Origin of the sequence: Staphylococcus sp. FSL W8-0774 (assembly GCF_038006785.1) — a bacterium.
GTDB lineage: Bacteria > Bacillota > Bacilli > Staphylococcales > Staphylococcaceae > Staphylococcus > Staphylococcus pasteuri.
On the sequence record NZ_JBBOVW010000001.1, the window covers coordinates 506,015 to 528,284 of the forward strand.

Genomic DNA, 22,270 nt, shown 5'->3' on the forward strand with positions numbered 1-22,270 from the left:
TATGAAAAGTATGGAAAAGATTAAAGTTTCTAATTTGAATGAATTAACACCACTCATTGGAAAAAAAGTAATTGTAAAAGATAAAGAAATTGGTTTATTTTTAACGAATGAAGGCAAAATTTTTGCAGTGAATAATGTATGTCCACATAAACAAGGACCATTATCAGAAGGCACAGTAAGTGGAGACTTTGTTTATTGTCCATTACATGACCAAAAAATAGACTTAACTACTGGTAATGTGCAAGAACCAGATACCGGTTGTGTAGAAACTTATCCTGTGGAAATTATCGATGGAGATATATTCATATGTCTGTAAGTAACTATGGTCAAGTATATTTAGTAGGTGCTGGACCAGGTAATCCTAATTTTCTAACTAAGAAAGCGCAGCGTCTTATAGAAAATGCAGATATTATTCTATATGACAGATTAGTAAATCCATTAATTTTACAGTATGCTAAACCTGAAATAGAAATTGTAGATGTAGGAAAGAAACCTTATACCAAACATATTCAACAAGATAATATTAATCAACTCATGGTTAAAGCAGCTTCAGAACACAACCATGTTGTGAGACTTAAGGGCGGAGATCCAGCGATATTTGGACGTTTACATGAAGAAGTTGAGACACTAAGTGATTTAGATATCAATTTTGAAATAGTTCCAGGAGTAACTTCTGCAAGTGCTGCTGCACAATCCATGAATATTGGGTTGACGATGAGAAGTATAGCTAAAAACGTAACTTTTTCAACTGGTCATTTTAAAGATAATCAAGAAAATCAGTTGGATATTACTCCGCTCCTTAATAAAGGTACATTAGCAATATATATGGGAGTGAAACGACTTCCAAAAATAATAAATCAGATACAACAATTCAGTGATATCAATTTTCCAATCGCTATTATTTTCCGAGCTTCCTTATTTGATGAAAAAGTAATTATTGGAACATTAAGCGATATTCAACAAAAGATAAAATCTCATCAACTTGAAGGTATGCCAGGCGTTTGTATTATTGGAGATATCGTTAACTATGTGGAATCTAAAATTGATAGTAAACCAGACCAACCTTTTTACATTGTCCAAGGGGAAAAAGGAAGAGCAATGGAAAAATGCGAAATATTAAGTGATGAAGGATATGGTTGCATAATTGAAGTAAAAAATAAAGACAAATACCATATTTCACAACAACAATTATATGAAAAAATCAAAAATCAATATTATCATCAATTTATTAAAGTCTAGATTCTATATTGTTCCTTTGGGAGCTAGCCCTAAATATGACTAACTCAATAATAAAAAGAGAGTACATTATATCTTTGTCTTAGACTTCAGTATGGCCACCTATAAGAGGTGGTCTTTTTTTATTAAAAAGAATATTGAAAGATTATAAAAAATCATAGGGGATTTATACCTTCAATTAGGACTTTCCCTAATATAAAAAGTTTGTGAAAAAATATACAATTTGAATATAAGAAAAAGTAGCGAAATTAATTAACGGACATAGATAATCACTTTGCTAGTGTAGGAGGATATATATGGGGAAATTTGGATTGAATTTTTTTAAACCAACAGAAAAATTTAACGGGAACTGGTCAGTATTAGAAAGTAAAAGCAGAGAATGGGAGAAAATGTATCGAGAACGTTGGAGCCATGATAAAGAAGTTAGAACTACACATGGTGTTAACTGTACTGGATCATGTTCATGGAAAGTATTTGTTAAAAATGGTGTTATTACATGGGAAAACCAACAAACAGACTATCCAAGCTGTGGTCCTGATATGCCAGAATACGAACCTAGAGGTTGCCCAAGAGGAGCATCATTCTCATGGTACGAATATAGTCCTTTAAGAGTTAAGTATCCATATATAAGAGGAAAATTATTAGAACTCTGGCAAGAAGCACTAGAAGAAAATCAAGGTAATAAAATTGCGGCATGGGCATCTATTGTTGAAGATGAAGAAAAAGCTAAACAGTATAAATCTGCAAGAGGTATGGGTGGCCATGTAAGATCTAATTGGAAAGATGTTACTGATATCATAGCAGCTCAATTATTATACACAATAAAAAAAGATGGACCTGACAGAATTGCAGGATTTACGCCTATACCTGCAATGTCAATGGTGAGTTACGCTGCAGGTGCACGTTTTATTAATTTACTCGGCGGCGAAATGCTTAGCTTTTATGATTGGTATGCAGATTTACCACCTGCTTCTCCACAGATTTGGGGAGAACAAACTGATGTACCTGAATCAAGTGATTGGTATAACGCATCATATATTATTATGTGGGGCTCAAATGTACCTTTAACACGTACACCGGACGCTCACTTTATGACAGAAGTTAGATATAAAGGTACTAAAGTTATTTCTGTAGCACCAGATTATGCAGAGAACGTTAAATTTGCGGACAATTGGTTAGCGCCTAATCCTGGTACAGATGCAGCAGTGGCGCAAGCAATGACACACGTCATTTTACAAGAATATTATATAAACAAACCAAACCAACGTTTCATCGATTACGCTAAACAATACACTGATATGCCTTTCGTATTGATGTTAGATAAAGATGAAAATGGATTTAAAGCAGGCAGATTTTTAAGAGCTACTGATTTAGGTCAACAAACTGAAAATGGGGAATGGAAACCATTAATTTTTGATGAAATTTCAAATGAGTTAACAGTACCTAACGGCACAATGGGACAAAGATGGGAAGAAGGCAAACAATGGAATCTTAAATTAGAAGATGATGAAGGAAACAAAATAGATCCTTCATTATCCATGGCTGATAGTGAATATGAATTACAGCAAATTCAATTTCCATATTTTGATAGTAATGGTGATGGAATATTTGAAAGACCTATTCCTACTAAAAAAGTCACTTTAGCTGACGGAACAGAAACATATATCACAACAGTATTTGATTTAATGGCAAGTCAATATGGCGTACGTCGATTTAACCATGATTTAGAAGCAGATAGTTATGAAGATAAAGATTCTAAATATACTCCAGCATGGCAACAAGAAATAACAGGTATTAAAAGTAATTTAGTCACTCAAGTAGCTAAAGAATTTGCACAAAATGCTATTGATACTGAAGGTCGTTCAATGATTATTATGGGCGCTGGCGTAAACCATTGGTTCAATTCAGATACTATTTATCGTGCAATACTCAATTTAGTTATGTTATGTGGTTGCCAAGGCGTTAACGGAGGCGGATGGGCTCACTACGTTGGTCAAGAAAAATGTCGTCCAATAGAAGGCTGGAATACACTTGCATTTGCAAAAGACTGGCAAGGACCACCACGTTTACAAAATGGAACTAGTTGGTTTTACTTTGCTACTGATCAATGGAAATACGAAGAATCAGATGTAGATAAATTAAAATCACCTTTAGCTAAAAATATTAAACATAAACATCCTGCTGATTATAATGTGACAGCAGCAAAATTAGGTTGGTTACCATCATATCCTCAATTTGACAAAAATAGTTTGTTATTTGGTGAAGAAGCTAAAGAAAATGGTGACAATTCAAATGAAGCAATTCTTAAACGCGCTATAGATGAAGTGACATCTAAGAAAACTAAATTTGCAGTAGAAGATCCAGATTTAAGAAAAAATCATCCTAAAACATTGTTTGTTTGGCGTTCAAATTTAATATCAAGTTCTGCTAAAGGACAAGAATATTTCATGAAACATCTATTAGGTACGAAATCAGGTTTATTAGCTTCACCAAACGAAGATGACAAACCTGAAGAAATCAAATGGAGAGAAGAAACAACAGGAAAATTAGATTTATTAGTATCACTTGATTTTAGAATGACAGCAACGCCATTATATTCTGATATTGTTTTACCGGCAGCGACTTGGTACGAAAAACACGATTTATCATCAACAGACATGCATCCATATGTTCATCCATTTAATCCGGCTATTGATCCATTATGGGAATCACGTTCAGATTGGGATATTTATAAAACATTAGCTAAAGCAGTATCTGAAATGGCTAAAGATTATCTTCCAGGTACATTTAAAGATGTGGTTACATCACCATTAGGTCATGACTCAAAACAAGAAATAGGTACGCCACTCGGAATTGTAAAAGATTGGTCTAAAGGTGAAATTGATCCGATTCCTGGTCAAACAATGCCTAGCTTTTCAATCGTAGAAAGAGATTACACACTAATCTATGATAAATACGTTACAGTAGGACCTAAACTTGAGACAGGTAAAATAGGCGCACATGGAGTTAGCTTTAGCGTTAAAGATCAATATGAAGAACTTAAAAGTATGTTAGGTACATGGAATGATACCGATCCAGACTCAATTAAAAATGATAAACCACGTATTCATTCAGCACGAAATGTTGCAGATGCCATGCTAAATATTTCATCAGCTACTAATGGGAAATTATCTCAAAAATCTTACCAAGATTTAGAACAACAAACAGGTATGAAATTAGCAGATATATCTAGTGAAAGAGCTTCTGAAAAAATTACATTTTTAAATATTACATCGCAACCTAGAGAAGTTATACCAACAGCGGTATTTCCAGGTTCAAATAAAAATGGAAGACGTTATTCTCCATTTACAACTAATATTGAACGTTTAGTACCATTTAGAACATTAACTGGACGACAAAGTTATTATTTAGACCATGAAGTGTTCCAACAATTTGGTGAAAGTCTACCAATATATAAACCAACTTTACCGCCAATGGTATTTGGTACAAGAGATAAAAAAATTAAAGGTGGCACGGATGCATTAGTATTACGTTACCTTACACCACATGGTAAATGGAATATTCATTCAATGTATCAAGATAATAAACATATGTTGACACTATTCAGAGGTGGTCCAAATGTTTGGATTTCGAATGTAGATGCTGAGGCACATGATATTAAAGATAATGATTGGTTAGAAGTTTACAACCGAAACGGTGTTGTTACTGCTAGAGCGGTTATTTCTCACAGAATGCCTCAAGGAACAATGTTTATGTATCATGCTCAAGATAAACATATTCAAACACCTGGATCTGAAATTACAGATACAAGAGGTGGTTCACATAACGCACCAACTAGAATACATTTGAAACCGACACAATTAGTCGGCGGATATGCTCAAATTAGCTATCATTTTAACTACTACGGTCCGATAGGAAATCAAAGAGATGTTTACGTTGCAGTTAGAAAAATGAAGGAGGTCAATTGGCTTGAAGATTAAAGCGCAAATCGCAATGGTGTTGAATTTAGATAAATGTATAGGATGTCATACTTGTAGTGTTACATGTAAAAACACATGGACAAATAGACCAGGTGCTGAGTATATGTGGTTTAACAACGTTGAAACTAAACCAGGTACAGGATATCCGAAACGATGGGAAGACCAAGAACATTACAAAGGTGGTTGGGTTTTAAATAAAAAAGGAAAATTACAACTTAAATCAGGTAGTAAATGGTCTAAGATTGCTTTAGGTAAAATCTTTTATAACCCAGATATGCCTTTAATACAAGACTATTATGAACCATGGAATTATAACTATGAACATTTAACTTCAGCTAAACAAGGTAACCATTCACCAGTAGCAAGAGCGTATTCCGTTATTTCTGGGAAAAATATGGATATTGAATGGGGACCTAACTGGGAAGATGATTTAGCAGGTGCTAATGTTACAGGCCCTAAAGACCCTAACATCCAAAAAATTGAAGAAGATATTAAATTCCAATTTGATGAAACATTTATGATGTATTTACCTAGACTTTGCGAACATTGCTTAAACCCAAGTTGCGTAGCATCATGTCCTTCAGGTGCAATGTATAAAAGAGATGAAGATGGTATTGTATTGGTTGACCAAGATGCATGCAGAGGTTGGAGATATTGCATGACTGGTTGCCCTTATAAAAAAGTTTACTTCAACTGGAAAACAAATAAAGCAGAAAAATGTACATTTTGTTTCCCAAGAATTGAAGCAGGTATGCCTACTGTATGTTCAGAAACATGTACAGGTCGTATGAGATATTTAGGCGTACTTTTATATGATGCTGATCGCGTTGAAGAAATCGCATCAACTGAAAACGAACAAGACTTATATGAAAAACAATTAGAATTATTTTTAGATCCATATGACGAAGATGTTATTGCTCAAGCTGAAAAAGATGGTATCAACCACGAATGGATTGAAGCGGCACAACAATCACCAATATATAAATTGGCTATTGAATATAAATTAGCATTCCCATTACATCCAGAATATCGTACTTTACCAATGGTTTGGTATTGTCCACCATTAAGCCCAATCATGAGTTATTTCGAAGGTAAAAATACACAACAAGATCCAGACATGATTTTCCCAGCAATTGAAGAAATGAGATTACCTATCGAATATTTAGCTAATATGTTTACTGCTGGAGATACTGAACCAGTGAAAAAATCATTACAAAAAATGGCAATGATGCGTAGCTATATGAGAGCTAAAGTGACTAATAGACCATTTGATGTTAAAAAGCTAGATGCTTTAGATCTTACTGAAAGACAAGTTTCTGATATGTATCGATTATTAGGTTTAGCAAAATATGAAGAACGTTTTGTAATACCAACATCACATAAAGAAACATATTTAGATACTTATCATGCTCAAGGATCTCAAGGATATGGTGGAGAGAACTTCGGTGCAAATTGTGAAGGATGCGGCGTTGCAGTTGGTTCTGGAAAAACAGGCCAAGAAATATATAACGAAAACTTTTATGGAGGGATATTCCGTGATTAATTTCGATAATTTAAAAAAATATCAAGATAGTTTTGGTTATATAGCAATGTTATTAAGCTTTCCAGAAAAATTAACATTTAATGAAAATGTGTTTAATGAATCCATTACTTCACAACATCCTGGTTATCAAGATATTGTTAATTTTAGAGAAGTTATGATGAATTATACTTTGTCTGAAGCAAAACAAATTTATACAGATACATTTGATTTCAGTAAAAATTCTCCATTATATATGACATATAACAAATTTGAAACTCAAAAAGAACGAGGACAAATGTTAGCCAAACTTAAAGTATTATACGAAATGTTTGGATTAAAAATGGTAGATAATGAATTATCTGATTATTTACCGTTAATGTTAGAATTTCTACAAACTATCGAATGGTATGGCGATGATAGAGCGGAAGAAAATATTCAACTTGTAATTATGATTATTGAAGACGGTACGTATGCATTGGCAAATGAGCTTGGTAAACATAATCATCCTTATGGATATGTTATCCAAGCATTACGTAAGACATTAAAATTATGTCTAAAGTCACCAGAAGGAGTGACGCAACATGATTAGTCAATTTTTGTGGGTCATTTATCCTTACTTATGTTTGATGATTTTTATTATAGGACATATTGCAAGATATAAATATGATCAATTTTCTTGGACAGCCAAGTCTAGTGAATTAATTGAAAAGAAACAACTTAAATGGGGAAGTCTATTATTTCATTTAGGAGTTATTCCTGTGTTTTTTGGTCATGTTGTTGGTTTGGCAATACCGGAATCATGGACAGAAGCATTAGGTGTTACTGAAGGAATTTATCATTTTGGTGCCGTTTATATAGGAAGCATTTTTGGTATAATGACATTGATTGGTATGTTATTGTTAACAGCAAGACGTATAACATTTGAAAATGTAAGACGCTTGAGTTCATTTTCTGATATCTTCGTGAATTTTTTATTACTTTTAATTATTTTTATGGGATGTTACTCAACGCTTGTTACTAATATAACAAATGAAGGATTTAACTATCGTGAAACAATTTCAGTGTGGTTTAGACAGTTATTTTTATTTAGACCTCATGCCGAATTAATGTTAGAGGTACCACTTCAATTTAAAATTCATGTATTATTAGGATTCACAATATTAGCATGTTGGCCGTTTACACGTTTAGTTCATGTATGGAGTGTACCGTTATCTTATACTAATAGAAGATATATTATATATCGAAAAAATAAATTGTAATGATCCAAAGGTGGAATGATAATGACTCCAGGTTTAAATATGAAACTGCAAAATATTCAATACAATATTGATAAATTAAGAGAAGAAGAAGGCGTCGATTTTGCAGCGATTGCATTTTGTGAGCATTCAAGTACTTATTCCCCAATAAAATGGCAATATGTATCCGGAAATAACAACGATAGATATAAACTTATCGTTCTACGAAAAGGTCGTGGATTAGCTGGTAACGTCATGAAAACAGGGAAAAGAATGCTAATTTCTAATGTAGATATGGCGCTGTCACCAGATGAAAAAGTAAAATATCCCATTTTATTAAGTGAAAGTTTAACAGCGGTGATAGCAGTACCACTTTGCTTTAATAACCAAGTTTATGGTGTAATACTATTTGGCCAAAGAAATCACAAACCATTGCCTGATAATATAGAAAATATTATTATCAATGAGCGACTAGGTGAATTAAAAGAAGATATTAGGTGATTAAATTGTTGGGACATGATGATATCAAACTTGAAACTTTATTGAAAAAATATTATGAGTGCACAAATGAGAAAATTGTGTTTGTTAATAATGATGGCAAAGTAATAGCTATGAATGAAGCAGCTAATGAAGTGATTTCAATGGAAGATAATTATAGTACGATGACCAATGCAATATGTCGTAGATGTGAAGGTTATACCAATGAATTTGATTTGCAATCATGTAAAAATTGTTTTTTAGATGTAGAACAACCTAATAGATCTACATTTCAAGTTTTTATGAAAACTAATCAAAGAGAAATTGCACCATTTACTGCTACATATCAAACAATTGATAAAGAAAAAGGTATCAATGCATTTACTTTGCAAGATGTTGCACCTCAGATTGAACGTCAAGAAAAAATGAACCAACGTAGGATGATGAGAAAAACCATTTCTGCACAGGAAAATGAACGTAAACGTATTTCGAGAGAATTACATGATAGTCTAGTTCAAGAACTATTAAATATAAACGTTCAATTACGCTTATTAAAGTATCAACAGGATAGAGAAAAAATATTGAATGATGTTGAAAATATTGAGGGCATCATGTCTCAATTAGTCGATGACGTTAGAAATTTATCTGTTGAATTAAGACCAGCTTCGTTAGATGATTTAGGTTTAGAAGCCGCATTTAAATCTTATTTTAAACAGTTTGAAGAAAATTTCGGAATTCAAATCAATTACACATCTAATATTTCACAGCAACGTTTTGATAGTGAAGTTGAAACAGTTGTTTATCGTGTAGTTCAAGAAGCGATTTATAATGCGTTAAAATATGCAGGGGTTAGTGAAGTAGATGTAATGATTCAAAAAAATAATGATAATTTAATTGCAGAAATTATTGACCATGGATACGGATTTAATCCAAATTCTCAACCAAAAGGATCTGGACTAGGTTTATACGGTATGCGCGAGCGTGCTGAATTAGTGTACGGGCATGTAGATATAGAAACACATATTGATAAAGGTACAATAGTTACATTAGAAGTACCTTTGTGAAAATTTTTGGGGGAATTAAATTGAAAATTGTGATAGCTGATGATCATGCAGTTGTTCGAACAGGTTTTTCCATGATATTAAACTATCAACAAGATATGGAAGTAGTGGCTACAGCTGCTGACGGTGTTGAAGCATATCAAAAGGTGTTAGAACATAAACCAGACGTTCTTCTTATGGATTTAAGTATGCCACCAGGTGAATCTGGTTTAATAGCGACAAGCAAAATCAATGAAAGTTTTCCGGAGACTAAAATATTAATATTAACAATGTATGATGACGAAGAATATTTATTTCATGTACTTAGAAATGGTGCAAAGGGCTATATTTTAAAAAATGCGCCTGATGAACAATTAATTCTTGCGATTAGAACTGTTTATCAAGGAGATACTTATGTCGATATGAAATTAACAACATCACTTGTTAATGAATTCGTTAATAACAACAACCAAGAACCTACAGATGGGTCTGATCCCTTTAAAATTTTATCAAAACGCGAATTAGAAATATTACCGTTGATAGCTAAAGGGTACGGTAATAAAGAAATTGCTGAAAAATTATTTGTTTCTGTAAAAACAGTAGAAGCACATAAAACACATATTATGAACAAATTAGGATTAAAAACAAAACCAGAATTAGTTGAATACGCTATGAAAAAGAAACTATTAGAATTTTAGAGCCCCTTATCGCTTTAGCGATTAGGGGCTCTTATGCATTAGCAAAGCTAAGGCGAACCGAAGAAGAGGAACGCTTTAGCGATTAGGGGCTCTTATGCATTAGCGAAGCTAAGGCGAACCAAGAAGAAAATCGCTTTAGCGATTAGGGGATCTTATGCATTTAAAGAAATACTTTTTCTTTAGAAATTAGTATTTCTTACACATGAGTTCACCTCATGTGTTCCACTATAACCACTAGTATTTCCAACGCATGAACATGCCTCATATGTTCTATTAATAAATGCTTTTAATTTTACTGAACTCATTTATTTTTATAGGGGAAAAAGGTAAACAAATAAGGGATTACACTAATGTTCAATTTTTCACAAACATCATAAAATATAGTTATAGTTAGTACTTTGCATAGAAGTAGTAACACTCACAATTATTAAATGATTTATTCATTAAAGTACTAAATAATTATAATTTATGAAGGTGAAGACATGGACAAAAGAAAAGGTGGTTTTCAACTAGGTTTACAAACGTTAAGTTTAGTAGTTGGATTTATGGCTTGGAATATCATATCTCCTTTAATGCCTTACATATCACAAGATATTAAAATTCCAGCATCACAACTATCGATTATTTTAGCAATACCTGTAATTTTAGGATCCATTTTACGAGTTCCGTTTGGATATCTCACAAATATTATTGGAGCTAAATGGGTTTTCTTCTGTAGTTTCATAATACTATTATTCCCAATATTCTTTTTAGCTCAAGCTAAATCTCCGGGAATGCTAATGCTTTCAGGGTTCTTTTTAGGAGTAGGGGGCGCTATATTTTCAGTAGGTGTCACTTCCATTCCTAAATACTTCCCTAAAGAAAAAGTAGGGTTAGCAAATGGTATATACGGCATGGGGAACATAGGGACAGCAGTTTCATCATTCTTAGCACCACCTATTGCAGGCATTATCGGTTGGCAAACAACAGTAAGAATGTATTTAATATTTATTGCTTTATTTGCTATATTAATGTTTATTTTTGGTGATAATAAAGAAACAAAAGTTAAAGTACCTTTAGTGGCACAAACTAAAATATTAGCTAAAAATCCTAAATTATATTATACAAGCTTATGGTATTTTATAACATTTGGCTCATTTGTAGCATTTGGTCTATTCTTACCTAACTTTTTAGTTAATCATTTTGGTATTGATAAAGTAGATGCAGGAATTCGGTCAGGTATTTTTATCGCCTTAGCAACATTCCTTAGACCAATCGGAGGCATGCTTGGTGATAAATTAAATGCTGTTAAAGTATTAATTCTAGATTTCATTGCTATGATTATAGGCGCAGTAATCCTGGGCATTTCTTCTCACATTGTATTATTTACAATAGGTTGCTTATTAATTAGTATATGTGCAGGTATTGGTAACGGATTAATATTTAAACTTGTACCATCATACTTTTCAAAAGAAGCTGGGACAGCAAATGGTATCGTATCAATGATGGGTGGCTTAGGAGGATTCTTCCCACCAATAGTAATCACTTATGTATCTAGTATCACTGGTACAAGCCATCTCGCATTTATATTATTAGCAATATTTGCTATTATTGCTGTAATTACAATGTTTTTAGTTAATAAAAAAGACGCGAAAACAATTCATTAATAAAACAGACCTTGCTATGGTAAATCCATAACAAGGTCTATTATTTTATATTATGAAATTGAAATTGTTGTTGCATCTTCAGCTTCTTGCTGTTGTTTAGGCAAGCGTACGCTTAAAATGCCATTTTCAAATGTTGCTTTGATAAGAGACTTGTCTATATCCTCGAATTCAAATCTGCGCACTAATTCACCACTAGAACGTTCATTTAATTGCGTTTGTCCATTATGAGATTCAATATATTTATTAGCTTTAATAGTTAACGTATGTTGCTCAAAAGTTAATGAAATATCTTCTTTTTTCACACCTGAAAGTTCAGCTTCAATTAAGTAATGATCATTTTCATTATATAAATTAACAGGGAAAGCTTGAGATGAAAATTGATTGAATACTTGTTTACCTAAATCTCTAAATAAATCAGTTGGATCATTTTTCAAAAATGAATTATTAAAGAAGTCATTATTTGGCATATTATTAGCTCCTTTTACAGTTATAAATTAACTATATTTAATTGTAAATTCATTATATGAAGTGTTTGTTATGAGGTAAAGTAAAATGGATTATTAATAGAGTGATAATTCGTACTAGAGAATATAGACAAAAGTTTACAAAACTTGATTTTATCAACGCATAAGAAAGGGATGAAAGTAGGCAAGTTTACTTTTGCCTTTTTTCTCTATATAAGATTATTTTTCTGAGGATTTATCGAAGTTTTTAGAAACAAAAAGTTGAAGGTGGTTAACTAATTCCTTAGCTTCATTTACATCTATATCAAATTCGCCAAATACCTTTTGCGAAACTTCTGATAAAGGTTTTTTAATACTTTTACCTTGTTCTGTTAGTGAAATTTGAAGATTTCGTTCATCTTTTTCTTCACGAGTTCGAACAACGTAATTTTTCTTTTCTAATTTTTTTAATAATGGTGTTAAAGTGCCTGAATCTAAGAAAACTCTATCACCTAAAGTTTTGATGTTAAGTTTCTCATCTTCTTCAATCGCCATTAGCACTATATAACCAGTGTACGTGAGTTCATATTCCTTTAAATAATTGGAATACTTTTTGATAATTTCTTTTGATGAAACATAGAATAAAAAGCACAATTGTTTGCTTAAATAACTATTTTCGACATACATTAAATCACTCCTTGTTATGGTAACCATATTATGAAGTGTGTGACTTGTCAAGTGCCTATTTTGATAGTAAAGTTAAATTGCTTTTCATTTAAATATTAGAAAATCATAATTAAAGATTATTGATTTGAAAAATCCAATGACTTATAAAAAATAAGGAGTACATATAATGGAGAAAATCACTCAATTTGACGATGTATTAAAAGGAAGAAGATCAGTAAAAGTATTTGATACAGAACATAAAATTAGCCATGAAGAAATGGATGATATCATTCAAAAAGCAACCAAAGCACCATCTTCAGTGAATATGCAACCATGGAGATTAATAGTTGTAGATTCTGATGAAGGTAAGGAGAAAATATTACCATCTTTCGGTAAGAATTCGAGACAAGTCAATACTTCTTCAGCTATGATAATCATATTTGGAGACTTGAAAAATTATGAAAAAGCTGAACAGATATACGGTGACGCAGTAAGCAAGAATCATATGACAGAAGAAATTAAAGATAAGATGTTAAGTTGGGTATTGCCTCATTATAAAGGATTATCTAGAGAAGGTATGAAAGATATCGTTAATATTGATAGTAGTTTAATGGCAATGCAATTAATGCTTGTGGCTAAATCGCATGGCTACGATACTAATGCTATAGGCGGATTTGATAAAGCTAATATTGCAAATGTGTTAGGGATAGATAGCGATCGATTTGTACCAGTTGTAGCAATTGCTATAGGTAAAGGTGCACAAGAAGCCCATGAATCAGTACGTTTACCACTTGATGATGTAAGACAGTATCTTTAATTAACATATGAATCATCTTTGTATTATATCAATGAGTTAAGAATATTTTGTTACAAAATTTTTATAAGACTTTAAAAATGCATAAATTTCGTTCATACTAATTAAGATAAGGCAAAAGGAGTCTATAAAATGAGTAAGAAGCAGAAATTAATCAGAATTATTATTATATTAATTATTTCATTAGTGATTGCGTTTGCGTTTTTCTTCGCGCTTAAATCATATCAAGGTCACAAAAATATTGAAATGGTTGATAGTTATTTAAAAGAACACCATTTAAAAGATAAAGTTAAAAAACAAGAAACTCTTTATAGCGCTAAAAAGGGTGTTTATTATAAGGAAGTTATTTTTAAAGATGAACCTAAAATAACTTATGTCATTCAACCTATTAGTACTAGAAAAGGTGTTTTTGCCGAAGGTTTTGATACTGAAACTAAGAAAAGTATAAAAAGTGCTAAGCATAATTACTTTAATAAAAACTATAAACCTTCAAAATAATTGCAATAAGATGAGTTACCAAGTTGAAAAACATTTGGTAACTTTTTTATTTTGGGTATCAGTTAAAATTAAAGAATAGAAATGAAGAACCTTTAAAAAGAAATAAAAAATAAACATAGTAAACTACTCTTGATTCATAAAAGTTAAAACATTTCAATACAATTATTTATATTTGTTATATAAATAATTATAGCTATTTTTAACTTATCTGATATAATTAAGTGATGTCAGATGAAGGGGAGTTTGCAATATGGCTCTGTTTAAGAGAAAAATCAGTCTACCTGTGCAAGTATTAATTGCATTGGTTCTAGGTGTTGTCGTTGGACTTATATTATATGGAAATGAAGAAGCGGCTAACTACATAAAGCCATTTGGAGACATCTTTTTAAACTTAATTAAAATGATTGTTATTCCAGTTGTATTCTGTTCTTTAGCACTATCTATTTCGAACGTTGGGGAATCGAAAACTGTAGGTCGCTACGGATGGAAAACAATATTATACTTTGAAATTATAACAACAATCGCTATTGGTCTTGGATTAATTTTCGGAAACCTATTTAAACCAGGTTCTGGATTAGATCCATCAAAATTACCAAAGGGCGATATTTCTAAATATCAAACATCTGCACATGCTGCAGAACAAACTACATATGGTAATCATTTTATTGATACTATAGTAAACATTGTACCAACAAACTTTTTTGAAGCTTTAAACAAAGGTGAATTATTACCTATTATCTTTTTTGCTGTATTCTTCGGTTTAGGTTTAGCTGCCGTTGGCGAAAAAGCAGAACCAGTAAAATCTTTCTTAAGTGGAACTTTAGAAGCAGTTTTCTGGATGATTAATAAAATATTAAAATTAGCACCACTTGGTGTCTTTGCATTTATTTGTACAACAATCATTACATTCGGAGCATCAGCGTTACTTCCTTTACTAAAACTAGTATTAGTTGTAATTTTCGCAATGGTATTCTTTATAGTTGTAGTATTAGGAATTGTAGCTAGAATGTGTGGCATTAGTATTTTCTCTATTATGAAAATACTAAAAAGCGAAATACTTTTGGCTTTCTCAACTTCAAGTTCAGAAGCAGTATTACCAGTAATGATGAAAAAGATGGAAAGATTCGGTTCGCCGAAAGATATTACATCGTTTGTTATACCAATTGGTTATACATTTAACTTAGATGGATCAGCTTTATATCAATCTATCGCTGCATTATTCGTAGCACAAATGTATGGCATGCATTTAACATTAACTGAACAATTAGTTTTAATGTTAACGTTAATGCTTACATCAAAAGGTATGGCAGCAGTTCCAGGTACTTCAATCGTTGTGTTATTAACAACATTAGGTGCAATGGGATTACCAGCTCAAGGACTTGCTTTAATTATAGGGGTTGACCGTTTATTAGACATGGTACGTACAGTAGTTAACGTTATGGGTAACGCTTTATCTACAGTTGTCATTGCTAAATGGGAAAACGTTTATGATAAAAAACAAGGTCAAGAGTACTTAAAAACATTATAAAATAATAAATCTGACATTTTAGAGCCCCTTATCGCTTTAGCGATTAGGGGCTCTTATGCATTAGCAAAGCTAAGGCGAACCAAGAAGAAAATCGCTTTAGCGATTATAAAGAAGTACTTCCATTTCAATGGTTAGTACTTCTTACGCAGTAGCGAAAGCTACTGTGACCCTTAAAAGTACCTCCATTTTAATGGTTAGAGGCAGTGGTTGATAGATTATAACTTAACATATTCGTTCGTATAACATAAAAAAGAAGCAAGTCATTATCGACTTGCTTCTTTTAAAATTACATATGCATATCGCCCATATCATGGATTTGAGTCATTAATCCATGTGGTACATCATCATGATCTACCTTTTTAACACTAGCAATTTTGCCAGATTTTTCATTTTTAGTAATTCTTACGAAATCCTCTTTTTTAACAGATACATCAGCATCTGATGGAAGTTTAACGTTCTTTTCGATTTTTTCGTCTTTTTCACTAATCATTTTATCAATTGTTGTACCATTCTTCATTACGCCATAATAAGTTTCTTTTTTACCGCCTGCCATCATAGCAATAACTAGAACAATACATATAATGACCATGATTGCAATAAGACTATAAGCGAGTCCTTTTTTACCTTTCATTCAGCAAAATCTCCTTTAATATTGTTTATCTATCTACTATTTCATTTATACAGAAAAATAGAGTGATTTGCAATTAAATTTAAAATATAAGTGGATATTATAATTTGATATTTTCATCAAATATACGAATTTGTATCACATCAAAAAATCCCAACTTATTTAAGTTGAGATTAATCATTCATTTATAACTCAATTGTGAAAGGTGTGTCTAAATCTTTGTCGTTCATTAATTTAATTGATTTAGGATTTACTTTTAATACACATAATTCGGGGTCTTTACTAGAATCGAAAAATGATTTATCTTGAGTTTCCCATAACCAGTCAATTGTTTTTTCATCTTTAACAATTTCAATAGTTGCATCGATTTCAACAAAACTATTGTTAGTTGTTTCGTTATAGCCTAATAAAATATAAGCATAAGGATTGTCTTCAATTTCTTCAACCTTTATAGAATTAATATTTGTCTTAGTATATAGTGTCAATTCGTCATTATAGAATACCATATATCTACTATTAGGTTTATTATTATAAGCGGTTGATAAAACACCCACTTTTGAATGATCTAATACTTTTTCAATTGCTTCAGTTGCTTTTTGATTATCCAATCCTATCATCTCCTTAATACTAAATATATCCTTAATCAGAGATTGTTAAACTTAAGACACCATCATTCATACCAACAAAGATTAAATAGGTTTGAAACATACATATTTTACTTCATCATGTTTGAGAACAACATTAACGTCTTGATTATCATTTTCTTGAATGAATAATTCTGTTTTTGGATGATTGCATTGATCCAATTGATTAATAATATCTTTATCAAGAAACAGTTGTTCTTTAGTTTGCGGTAATAAATTATCTATTGTCCCATGCTCACTATTCAAAGTTTGAACTATTGTTAATGAATGTGATTTCAATGTGTTTTTGAAAATAAATTTCTGTTGACTATCAGATAAATAGCGATCGTTTATTTTGTTAAATAATATGAAGTGATAATTGCCATCTTTACGACTCATAATGTAGTTATTACAAATTTGTAATTCTTCATTTACAAAAGGGTGAGTCATTTTATAAATGTGAATTAGAGGTAATGCATTACCGAATTCATTAAATAATGACAAGTACTTCGTTTCGTCTGCAATGAGTTGGTAACTAATACCACCACCATAGCGTAGTAAAGCAATGATATGACAAACTAAATCAGCTAGTTGTAAAGGATTAGAACTATTGCTAGCATATTTGAAACATTTCAAAGATAAATAATCATACACAAAATGAGTGGAGTCTATGCCTGAATCTAAAATGAACTGCTTATAATTTTCAAAATGTGTCGTCGAATGATTATATGTTCTTCTTTTATTAATTAAAGATAATTTCGTTTCAATATTTTCAATATCAATTAAATAGTAATCAAAATTAAGTCTTTTTAAAGTATCGTATGTTTTTTCTACAGTCTGATTTTGACGTAATAGGCCGTCTACAGTCATACCATATTGGATATCTTTATTTTTATTTTTAATTTTTAAATGACAAAGATGTATATCTTGTGTAGACGTTTTAGACGAATCAAAAATAAGCATTAATTTTACGACTTTTTTATTTAATTTATAGTCATTATGTCCTTGTAAAAACTTCAAAATAAATTGATTAACTACATTAAATTGATTTGTAGATTTAATTTTTATTGCTAAACCAATATGTCTCTCAAATAATTTATCAAGGCATCTATGTAACAAATGATAGTTAATTTGATTAGAAGTTACGTCGCTAACATTTTCAATAAGAATGACTGGTTCAGGTAAAAATGAAAAATCAATATCAAAATACTCATTGAACGTAAAATGAAATAATTCATTAAAATTATCAAGTCTAATAAATGCTTTTGAGGGTTTGGAATAATCTTTAGGATCAAAGTTATCTATATTGATTTCAGTAATCTCTGTAGCTAATTGATTATTAAAATCAAAATGATTAATTAATGGTAAAAAAGGTGAATAATCCTTATCTTCTATATTTAAATGAGGCAAAGTATCCATTTTGACTATATAAGAGCGATACTGTTTTGGGCTAAAATTCAAATAGTTTTTAAACTGATTTGTAAAATTAGTATGGCTACTAAACCCAGATTCTTCTGATATAGTGTTAATTGATAAATTAGTAGTCATTAATAGTTTAATAGCATGAAGAATTTTCAAACTTGTATAGTAATCTTTAAAATTCATATTTAAATAACGTATAAATAAATTTGAACAATAAGATTCTGAAATACTACTATTTATAGCGACATCTTTTAAAGAAATAGTTTGAGTTATTCTATCTTGAAGAAAAAGTAAACACTCTGAAAACAAAGTATTACTAATTGACATATTGGGGATATAATCAACATCGTATTTTATAACTGCTTCTTTATACAAGGTCTGAATTACTTTGGAACAAAGTTGATGATCAACCGTTTGGTCCTCTGAATATTGTTGTATAGTTTGTAGAATAAGCGTTTTGATATAACCACTAGATTGTAATAAATGTCTATCGAAATAGCACTGGAAAAAGTCGTCATCTTCTACATAAAAATAAAAGATCGGAATCGTTAATTGTACTATATTATGAGCATTTTCAACTTCAAATATGTCACCATGATTAATTATAGCAATGTGTGCATCTAAATCTTTAACTTCTCCGTTGATTTTAATGTTCAAGTCATTAGTTAATGAAAATAAGATGATGACTTTATTAATATTACGAAATGGCTTGGTGCTGTACTGATGAAAAAGGTTTAGGTTACATGTCATATGATATTACGAAGCTCCTCTATGTTTGTTTTGAAAATCTAAAAAAATCATCACTTATAAATTGTTTGCATTGAATAGTTTTTATGATATTCAATGTCTGTGGCATTTAATACGCGATTAAATAATAATTGATATTATAATAGATTCGCCTTCAAATAGTAATAGTTAAAAATAAAGTTCATAGTAAAAATTTTGTGAAAACGTAGCCATTTTTGTATTGTTTGCAACATAAAAGGAGTTTTAGAAATATAGTATTGTATATTTGGAAATTTTCAATAGCGTGTAATCTCATTTTTTAGTACATAATAAATATAGATTCCAATCCAAAAGAAATTTTAAAAAACTTAAATTGATTAAGGGTTGTAATCTATGGTATTAAATGTACGTTATATACACAACTTAGATATAACAACAAAAAGAGAGAGACAACATAGAATCACATATACCATATTTAGTGAATAAAAATTGATTAACTTAACATTAGTATAAACAACAAGGATTATATTCATACTTTAAATATTTTTACTAACACATTAGCAACTAGTAATTAGACATCATGAAACAATGTTGAATATATGAAGCAATGACAACAAGAATCAACAACATATTTCATATTTGGTAGAAATATTTAAACGACATCCAATGAATAACCATCTTCTGAAAATTAAAGTATGATGAAACATCAATATTTAAGTAGCGATTTTTAAAAACATTAATTTGAAATACTCACCCCGAAGTACTAACAAATTAAATGAAGCATGACAATTCGTTTCACTGGATGTAAAAATAAGTCCTTTATATTGTTTATAATTATTTAGTGATACAACTTAGAATTAATCTTTCTTCAGACATTTATAATAATGTACATTTAATGAGTCAATAAAGGTTTATTACCTTTACTTACAAAAAAGACAAACCACTTATAAAAGTGTGGTTTGTCTTTTTTATGCTTTTAATACTGTGCTATCTTTTAAATATTGAACATCATATTGATACGCTAACGATCTTAAAAATGATAATAAATCTTCTATTGGAATATCTTGATGTTTAAATTGATGTTTTAATTTTGTAGCAGTTTCCTTTTCCTCTTCTGTAGCTAACTTTTTGAAATACCCCCACATATGATCGTAGGCATTCATAACACTTCCTTGACTAGGGGGTATTTGAATTGCTTCTTTTACTATTAGATTAATTTCATTATATGAGGGATTATGTTTAAGTCTTTTACGTATAGCATTGTAATGACTTTGACTATGGAGTAATACACGATATTTCTCTTCACGCCATAACTTTTCAATATATCCACGTTCTTTCAATAAACTAACTCCTTTCATTTTTAATTATTTATATTCTTATACCCATTTGAAAAGTAAATTAATATAAGTTAATTAACTGTCATGACAACGATTAAATTTAAAACTTTATTGAATGAGGTTGATTTAATTATTGCAACCGTTTACAATAAAGTTAGTAATTTTGGAACTGGTTCCAAAAAATTGGGAGGGTTTATACAAATGAACTATAAACAATCAGCAGAAGATATATTAACTGCAATAGGTGGAGAAGAGAATTTAGATTCAATGGCACATTGCGCGACGAGACTTAGATTAATATTAAATGATGAAAGTAAAGTAGATGAAGACGCATTATCTAAAATGGATGTCGTTAAAGGAACATTCTCAACTGGTGGTCAATACCAAATTATTATTGGGTCAGGGACTGTAAATAAAGTATTTAACGAAATGGAGAATATTACTGGTAAAGAAGCATCTACAACTTCTGAAGTAAAAGAGAAGTCAACTAAACATATGAATCCATTACAACGCTTTGTGAAAATGTTATCTGATATCTTTGTTCCGATTATTCCAGCAATCGTTGCCGGTGGTTTGTTGATGGGTCTAAACAATTTATTAACTGCTAAGGACTTATTTTATGATGGCAAATCTTTGATTGAAGTCCATGATCAATTTGCTGGATTAGCAGAGATGATTAATATTTTTGCCAATGCACCATTTACATTATTGCCGATTTTAATTGGATTTAGTGCAGCAAAACGATTTGGCGGTAATGCATACTTAGGCGCAGCACTTGGTATGATATTAGTACATCCAAGTTTGATGAGTGCCTATGATTTTCCGAAAGCAGTAGAAGCGGGTAAATCAATTCCATATTGGGATGTATTTGGATTACATATTAATCAAGTAGGTTACCAAGGACAAGTTTTACCTATGTTAGTGGCAGCTTATATATTAGCTACTATTGAGAAATGGCTTCGCAAAGTCATACCAACAGTATTAGATAATTTAGTAACACCACTATTATCAATCTTTGTAACAGCATTTATTACATTCTTATTTGTTGGTCCTATTACAAGACAATTAGGATACTGGTTATCAGATGGCTTAACATGGCTTTACGAATTTGGTGGTGCAATAGGCGGATTAATCTTTGGTTTATTATATGCACCAATCGTTATCACTGGTATGCATCATAGTTTCATTGCAGTAGAAACAACATTAATTGCTGATCAGGCTAAAACTGGTGGTTCATTTATCTTCCCAATTGCTACCATGTCAAATATCGCTCAGGGTGGTGCAGCGTTAGCGTCATTCTTTATTATTAAAAATAATAAAAAATTAAAAGGTGTTGCATCAGCTGCAGGTATTTCAGCAGTTTTAGGTATTACGGAACCAGCGATGTTCGGTGTAAATCTTAAATTAAGATACCCATTCATAGGTGCTATTATTGGATCAGGTCTTGGTGCAGCGTATATTTCATTCTTTAAAGTTAAAGCAATAGCTTTAGGTACAGCAGGTATACCTGGATTTATATCAATCAATCCAAACCATGGTGGGTGGCTACATTACCTCATAGGAATGGTAATAGCATTTGTCGTTTCAGTTCTTGTGACATTTGTTCTATCTAAAAGAAATAAATATAAAGAAGTTCAATAAAGTAGGTTATAAAAAAGACAACTCGTTAATTTACTTTGATGATATCTATTAAATTATACAGAAGGCCTTATTCTTTAAAAGTATTATAATGTAAAATTACACACAAAATA

20 protein-coding genes are annotated in these 22,270 nt (G+C 30.9%); 14 read left to right on the forward strand and 6 right to left on the reverse strand.

Translation table 11 applies throughout. The features are described from left to right. Position 1: 1 nt before the first annotated feature. The 10 genes from nirD (at position 2) to NSQ15_RS02305 (ending at position 11,834) form a co-directional block, all read left to right on the forward strand. Positions 2-316: a nitrite reductase small subunit NirD gene (gene nirD / locus NSQ15_RS02260; protein WP_017637733.1), complete on the forward strand. Its 315-nt coding sequence runs from the start codon at positions 2-4 to the stop codon at positions 314-316. Then, on the forward strand, positions 307-1,239 hold the full coding sequence (gene cobA / locus NSQ15_RS02265; protein WP_017637734.1) for a uroporphyrinogen-III C-methyltransferase: 933 nt from the start codon (positions 307-309) through the stop codon (positions 1,237-1,239). Before nirD ends, cobA begins: the two co-directional genes overlap by 10 nt. A gap of 293 nt (positions 1,240-1,532) precedes the next feature. Next, the gene (locus NSQ15_RS02270; protein WP_017637735.1) at positions 1,533-5,216 is read left to right on the forward strand and encodes a nitrate reductase subunit alpha; all 3,684 of its coding nucleotides are present in this window, start codon (positions 1,533-1,535) and stop codon (positions 5,214-5,216) included. Next, entirely contained in the window at positions 5,206-6,759 is a 1,554-nt protein-coding gene (narH, locus tag NSQ15_RS02275) for a nitrate reductase subunit beta (protein WP_017637736.1), read from the forward strand. The genes NSQ15_RS02270 and narH overlap by 11 nt, the downstream gene beginning before the upstream one ends. Beyond that, on the forward strand, positions 6,752-7,327 hold the full coding sequence (gene narJ, locus NSQ15_RS02280; protein ID WP_017637737.1) for a nitrate reductase molybdenum cofactor assembly chaperone: 576 nt from the start codon (positions 6,752-6,754) through the stop codon (positions 7,325-7,327). The genes narH and narJ overlap by 8 nt, the downstream gene beginning before the upstream one ends. Continuing rightward, on the forward strand, positions 7,320-7,997 hold the full coding sequence (gene narI / locus NSQ15_RS02285; RefSeq protein ID WP_017637738.1) for a respiratory nitrate reductase subunit gamma: 678 nt from the start codon (positions 7,320-7,322) through the stop codon (positions 7,995-7,997). The genes narJ and narI overlap by 8 nt, the downstream gene beginning before the upstream one ends. 21 nt (positions 7,998-8,018) lie before the next feature. Then, entirely contained in the window at positions 8,019-8,474 is a 456-nt protein-coding gene (nreA, locus tag NSQ15_RS02290) for a nitrate respiration regulation accessory nitrate sensor NreA (protein ID WP_029055761.1), read from the forward strand. Then, a complete protein-coding gene (gene nreB / locus NSQ15_RS02295) occupies positions 8,471-9,514 on the forward strand; it encodes a nitrate respiration regulation sensor histidine kinase NreB (RefSeq protein ID WP_391556787.1) in 1,044 nt (347 codons plus the stop codon). The genes nreA and nreB overlap by 4 nt, the downstream gene beginning before the upstream one ends. 20 nt (positions 9,515-9,534) lie before the next feature. Continuing rightward, on the forward strand, positions 9,535-10,188 hold the full coding sequence (gene nreC / locus NSQ15_RS02300) for a nitrate respiration regulation response regulator NreC (RefSeq protein ID WP_029055762.1): 654 nt from the start codon (positions 9,535-9,537) through the stop codon (positions 10,186-10,188). 482 nt (positions 10,189-10,670) lie between these two features. Then, on the forward strand, positions 10,671-11,834 hold the full coding sequence (locus tag NSQ15_RS02305) for a nitrate/nitrite transporter (protein ID WP_340746903.1): 1,164 nt from the start codon (positions 10,671-10,673) through the stop codon (positions 11,832-11,834). A gap of 50 nt (positions 11,835-11,884) precedes the next feature. Here the strand turns inward: NSQ15_RS02305 and NSQ15_RS02310 are convergent, their stop codons facing one another. Together NSQ15_RS02310 and NSQ15_RS02315 are read right to left on the reverse strand one after the other, a co-directional pair. Continuing rightward, positions 11,885-12,301 (reverse strand): Hsp20/alpha crystallin family protein, encoded by a 417-nt coding sequence (locus NSQ15_RS02310; RefSeq protein WP_029055764.1) that lies wholly within the window; start codon positions 12,299-12,301, stop codon positions 11,885-11,887. A gap of 216 nt (positions 12,302-12,517) precedes the next feature. After that, positions 12,518-12,964: a MarR family winged helix-turn-helix transcriptional regulator gene (locus tag NSQ15_RS02315; protein WP_017637744.1), complete on the reverse strand. Its 447-nt coding sequence runs from the start codon at positions 12,962-12,964 to the stop codon at positions 12,518-12,520. 166 nt (positions 12,965-13,130) lie between these two features. Between NSQ15_RS02315 and NSQ15_RS02320 the strand changes: the two genes are divergently transcribed. From NSQ15_RS02320 to NSQ15_RS02330, 3 genes are all read left to right on the forward strand, one after another. Beyond that, positions 13,131-13,760, forward strand: a complete 630-nt coding sequence (locus NSQ15_RS02320; protein WP_017637745.1) for a nitroreductase family protein — start codon at positions 13,131-13,133, stop codon at positions 13,758-13,760. 129 nt (positions 13,761-13,889) lie between these two features. Next, on the forward strand, positions 13,890-14,255 hold the full coding sequence (locus NSQ15_RS02325) for a DUF3139 domain-containing protein (RefSeq protein WP_017637746.1): 366 nt from the start codon (positions 13,890-13,892) through the stop codon (positions 14,253-14,255). 250 nt (positions 14,256-14,505) lie between these two features. After that, positions 14,506-15,783, forward strand: a complete 1,278-nt coding sequence (locus NSQ15_RS02330) for a dicarboxylate/amino acid:cation symporter (protein WP_017637747.1) — start codon at positions 14,506-14,508, stop codon at positions 15,781-15,783. Between the two features lie 286 nt (positions 15,784-16,069). On the opposite strand, the gene NSQ15_RS02335 is transcribed toward NSQ15_RS02330, so the two are convergent. The 4 genes from NSQ15_RS02335 to NSQ15_RS02350 all read right to left on the reverse strand — a co-directional run bounded on the left by NSQ15_RS02335 (position 16,070) and on the right by NSQ15_RS02350 (position 20,522). After that, a complete protein-coding gene (locus tag NSQ15_RS02335; RefSeq protein ID WP_017637748.1) occupies positions 16,070-16,414 on the reverse strand; it encodes a DUF4889 domain-containing protein in 345 nt (114 codons plus the stop codon). Positions 16,415-16,596: 182 nt separating this feature from the next. Then, entirely contained in the window at positions 16,597-17,019 is a 423-nt protein-coding gene (locus NSQ15_RS02340; RefSeq protein ID WP_046467075.1) for a pyridoxamine 5'-phosphate oxidase family protein, read from the reverse strand. A gap of 81 nt (positions 17,020-17,100) precedes the next feature. Further along, a complete protein-coding gene (rsp, locus tag NSQ15_RS02345) occupies positions 17,101-19,206 on the reverse strand; it encodes an AraC family transcriptional regulator Rsp (protein ID WP_217194094.1) in 2,106 nt (701 codons plus the stop codon). Between the two features lie 944 nt (positions 19,207-20,150). Continuing rightward, a complete protein-coding gene (locus NSQ15_RS02350; protein ID WP_340746904.1) occupies positions 20,151-20,522 on the reverse strand; it encodes a YbgA family protein in 372 nt (123 codons plus the stop codon). A 198-nt stretch (positions 20,523-20,720) separates the two neighbouring features. Between NSQ15_RS02350 and NSQ15_RS02355 the strand changes: the two genes are divergently transcribed. Then, positions 20,721-22,160, forward strand: coding sequence for a sucrose-specific PTS transporter subunit IIBC (locus tag NSQ15_RS02355; protein ID WP_046467078.1), 1,440 nt, complete (start codon positions 20,721-20,723; stop codon positions 22,158-22,160). Positions 22,161-22,270: the final 110 nt, after the last annotated feature.

What these genes read in the sequence shown, in the direction of transcription:
- nirD (WP_017637733.1), top strand. Translation starts at nt 2, where the DNA reads ATGAAAAGTATGGAAAAGATTAAAGTTTCTAATTTGAATGAATTAACA.
- cobA (WP_017637734.1), top strand. Translation starts at nt 307, where the DNA reads ATGTCTGTAAGTAACTATGGTCAAGTATATTTAGTAGGTGCTGGACCA.
- NSQ15_RS02270 (WP_017637735.1), top strand. Translation starts at nt 1,533, where the DNA reads ATGGGGAAATTTGGATTGAATTTTTTTAAACCAACAGAAAAATTTAAC.
- narI (WP_017637738.1), top strand. Translation starts at nt 7,320, where the DNA reads ATGATTAGTCAATTTTTGTGGGTCATTTATCCTTACTTATGTTTGATG.
- nreA (WP_029055761.1), top strand. Translation starts at nt 8,019, where the DNA reads ATGACTCCAGGTTTAAATATGAAACTGCAAAATATTCAATACAATATT.
- NSQ15_RS02305 (WP_340746903.1), top strand. Translation starts at nt 10,671, where the DNA reads ATGGACAAAAGAAAAGGTGGTTTTCAACTAGGTTTACAAACGTTAAGT.
- NSQ15_RS02310 (WP_029055764.1), bottom strand. Translation starts at nt 12,301, where the DNA reads ATGCCAAATAATGACTTCTTTAATAATTCATTTTTGAAAAATGATCCA.
- NSQ15_RS02315 (WP_017637744.1), bottom strand. Translation starts at nt 12,964, where the DNA reads ATGTATGTCGAAAATAGTTATTTAAGCAAACAATTGTGCTTTTTATTC.
- NSQ15_RS02320 (WP_017637745.1), top strand. Translation starts at nt 13,131, where the DNA reads ATGGAGAAAATCACTCAATTTGACGATGTATTAAAAGGAAGAAGATCA.
- NSQ15_RS02325 (WP_017637746.1), top strand. Translation starts at nt 13,890, where the DNA reads ATGAGTAAGAAGCAGAAATTAATCAGAATTATTATTATATTAATTATT.
- NSQ15_RS02330 (WP_017637747.1), top strand. Translation starts at nt 14,506, where the DNA reads ATGGCTCTGTTTAAGAGAAAAATCAGTCTACCTGTGCAAGTATTAATT.
- NSQ15_RS02335 (WP_017637748.1), bottom strand. Translation starts at nt 16,414, where the DNA reads ATGAAAGGTAAAAAAGGACTCGCTTATAGTCTTATTGCAATCATGGTC.
- rsp (WP_217194094.1), bottom strand. Translation starts at nt 19,206, where the DNA reads ATGACATGTAACCTAAACCTTTTTCATCAGTACAGCACCAAGCCATTT.
- NSQ15_RS02355 (WP_046467078.1), top strand. Translation starts at nt 20,721, where the DNA reads ATGAACTATAAACAATCAGCAGAAGATATATTAACTGCAATAGGTGGA.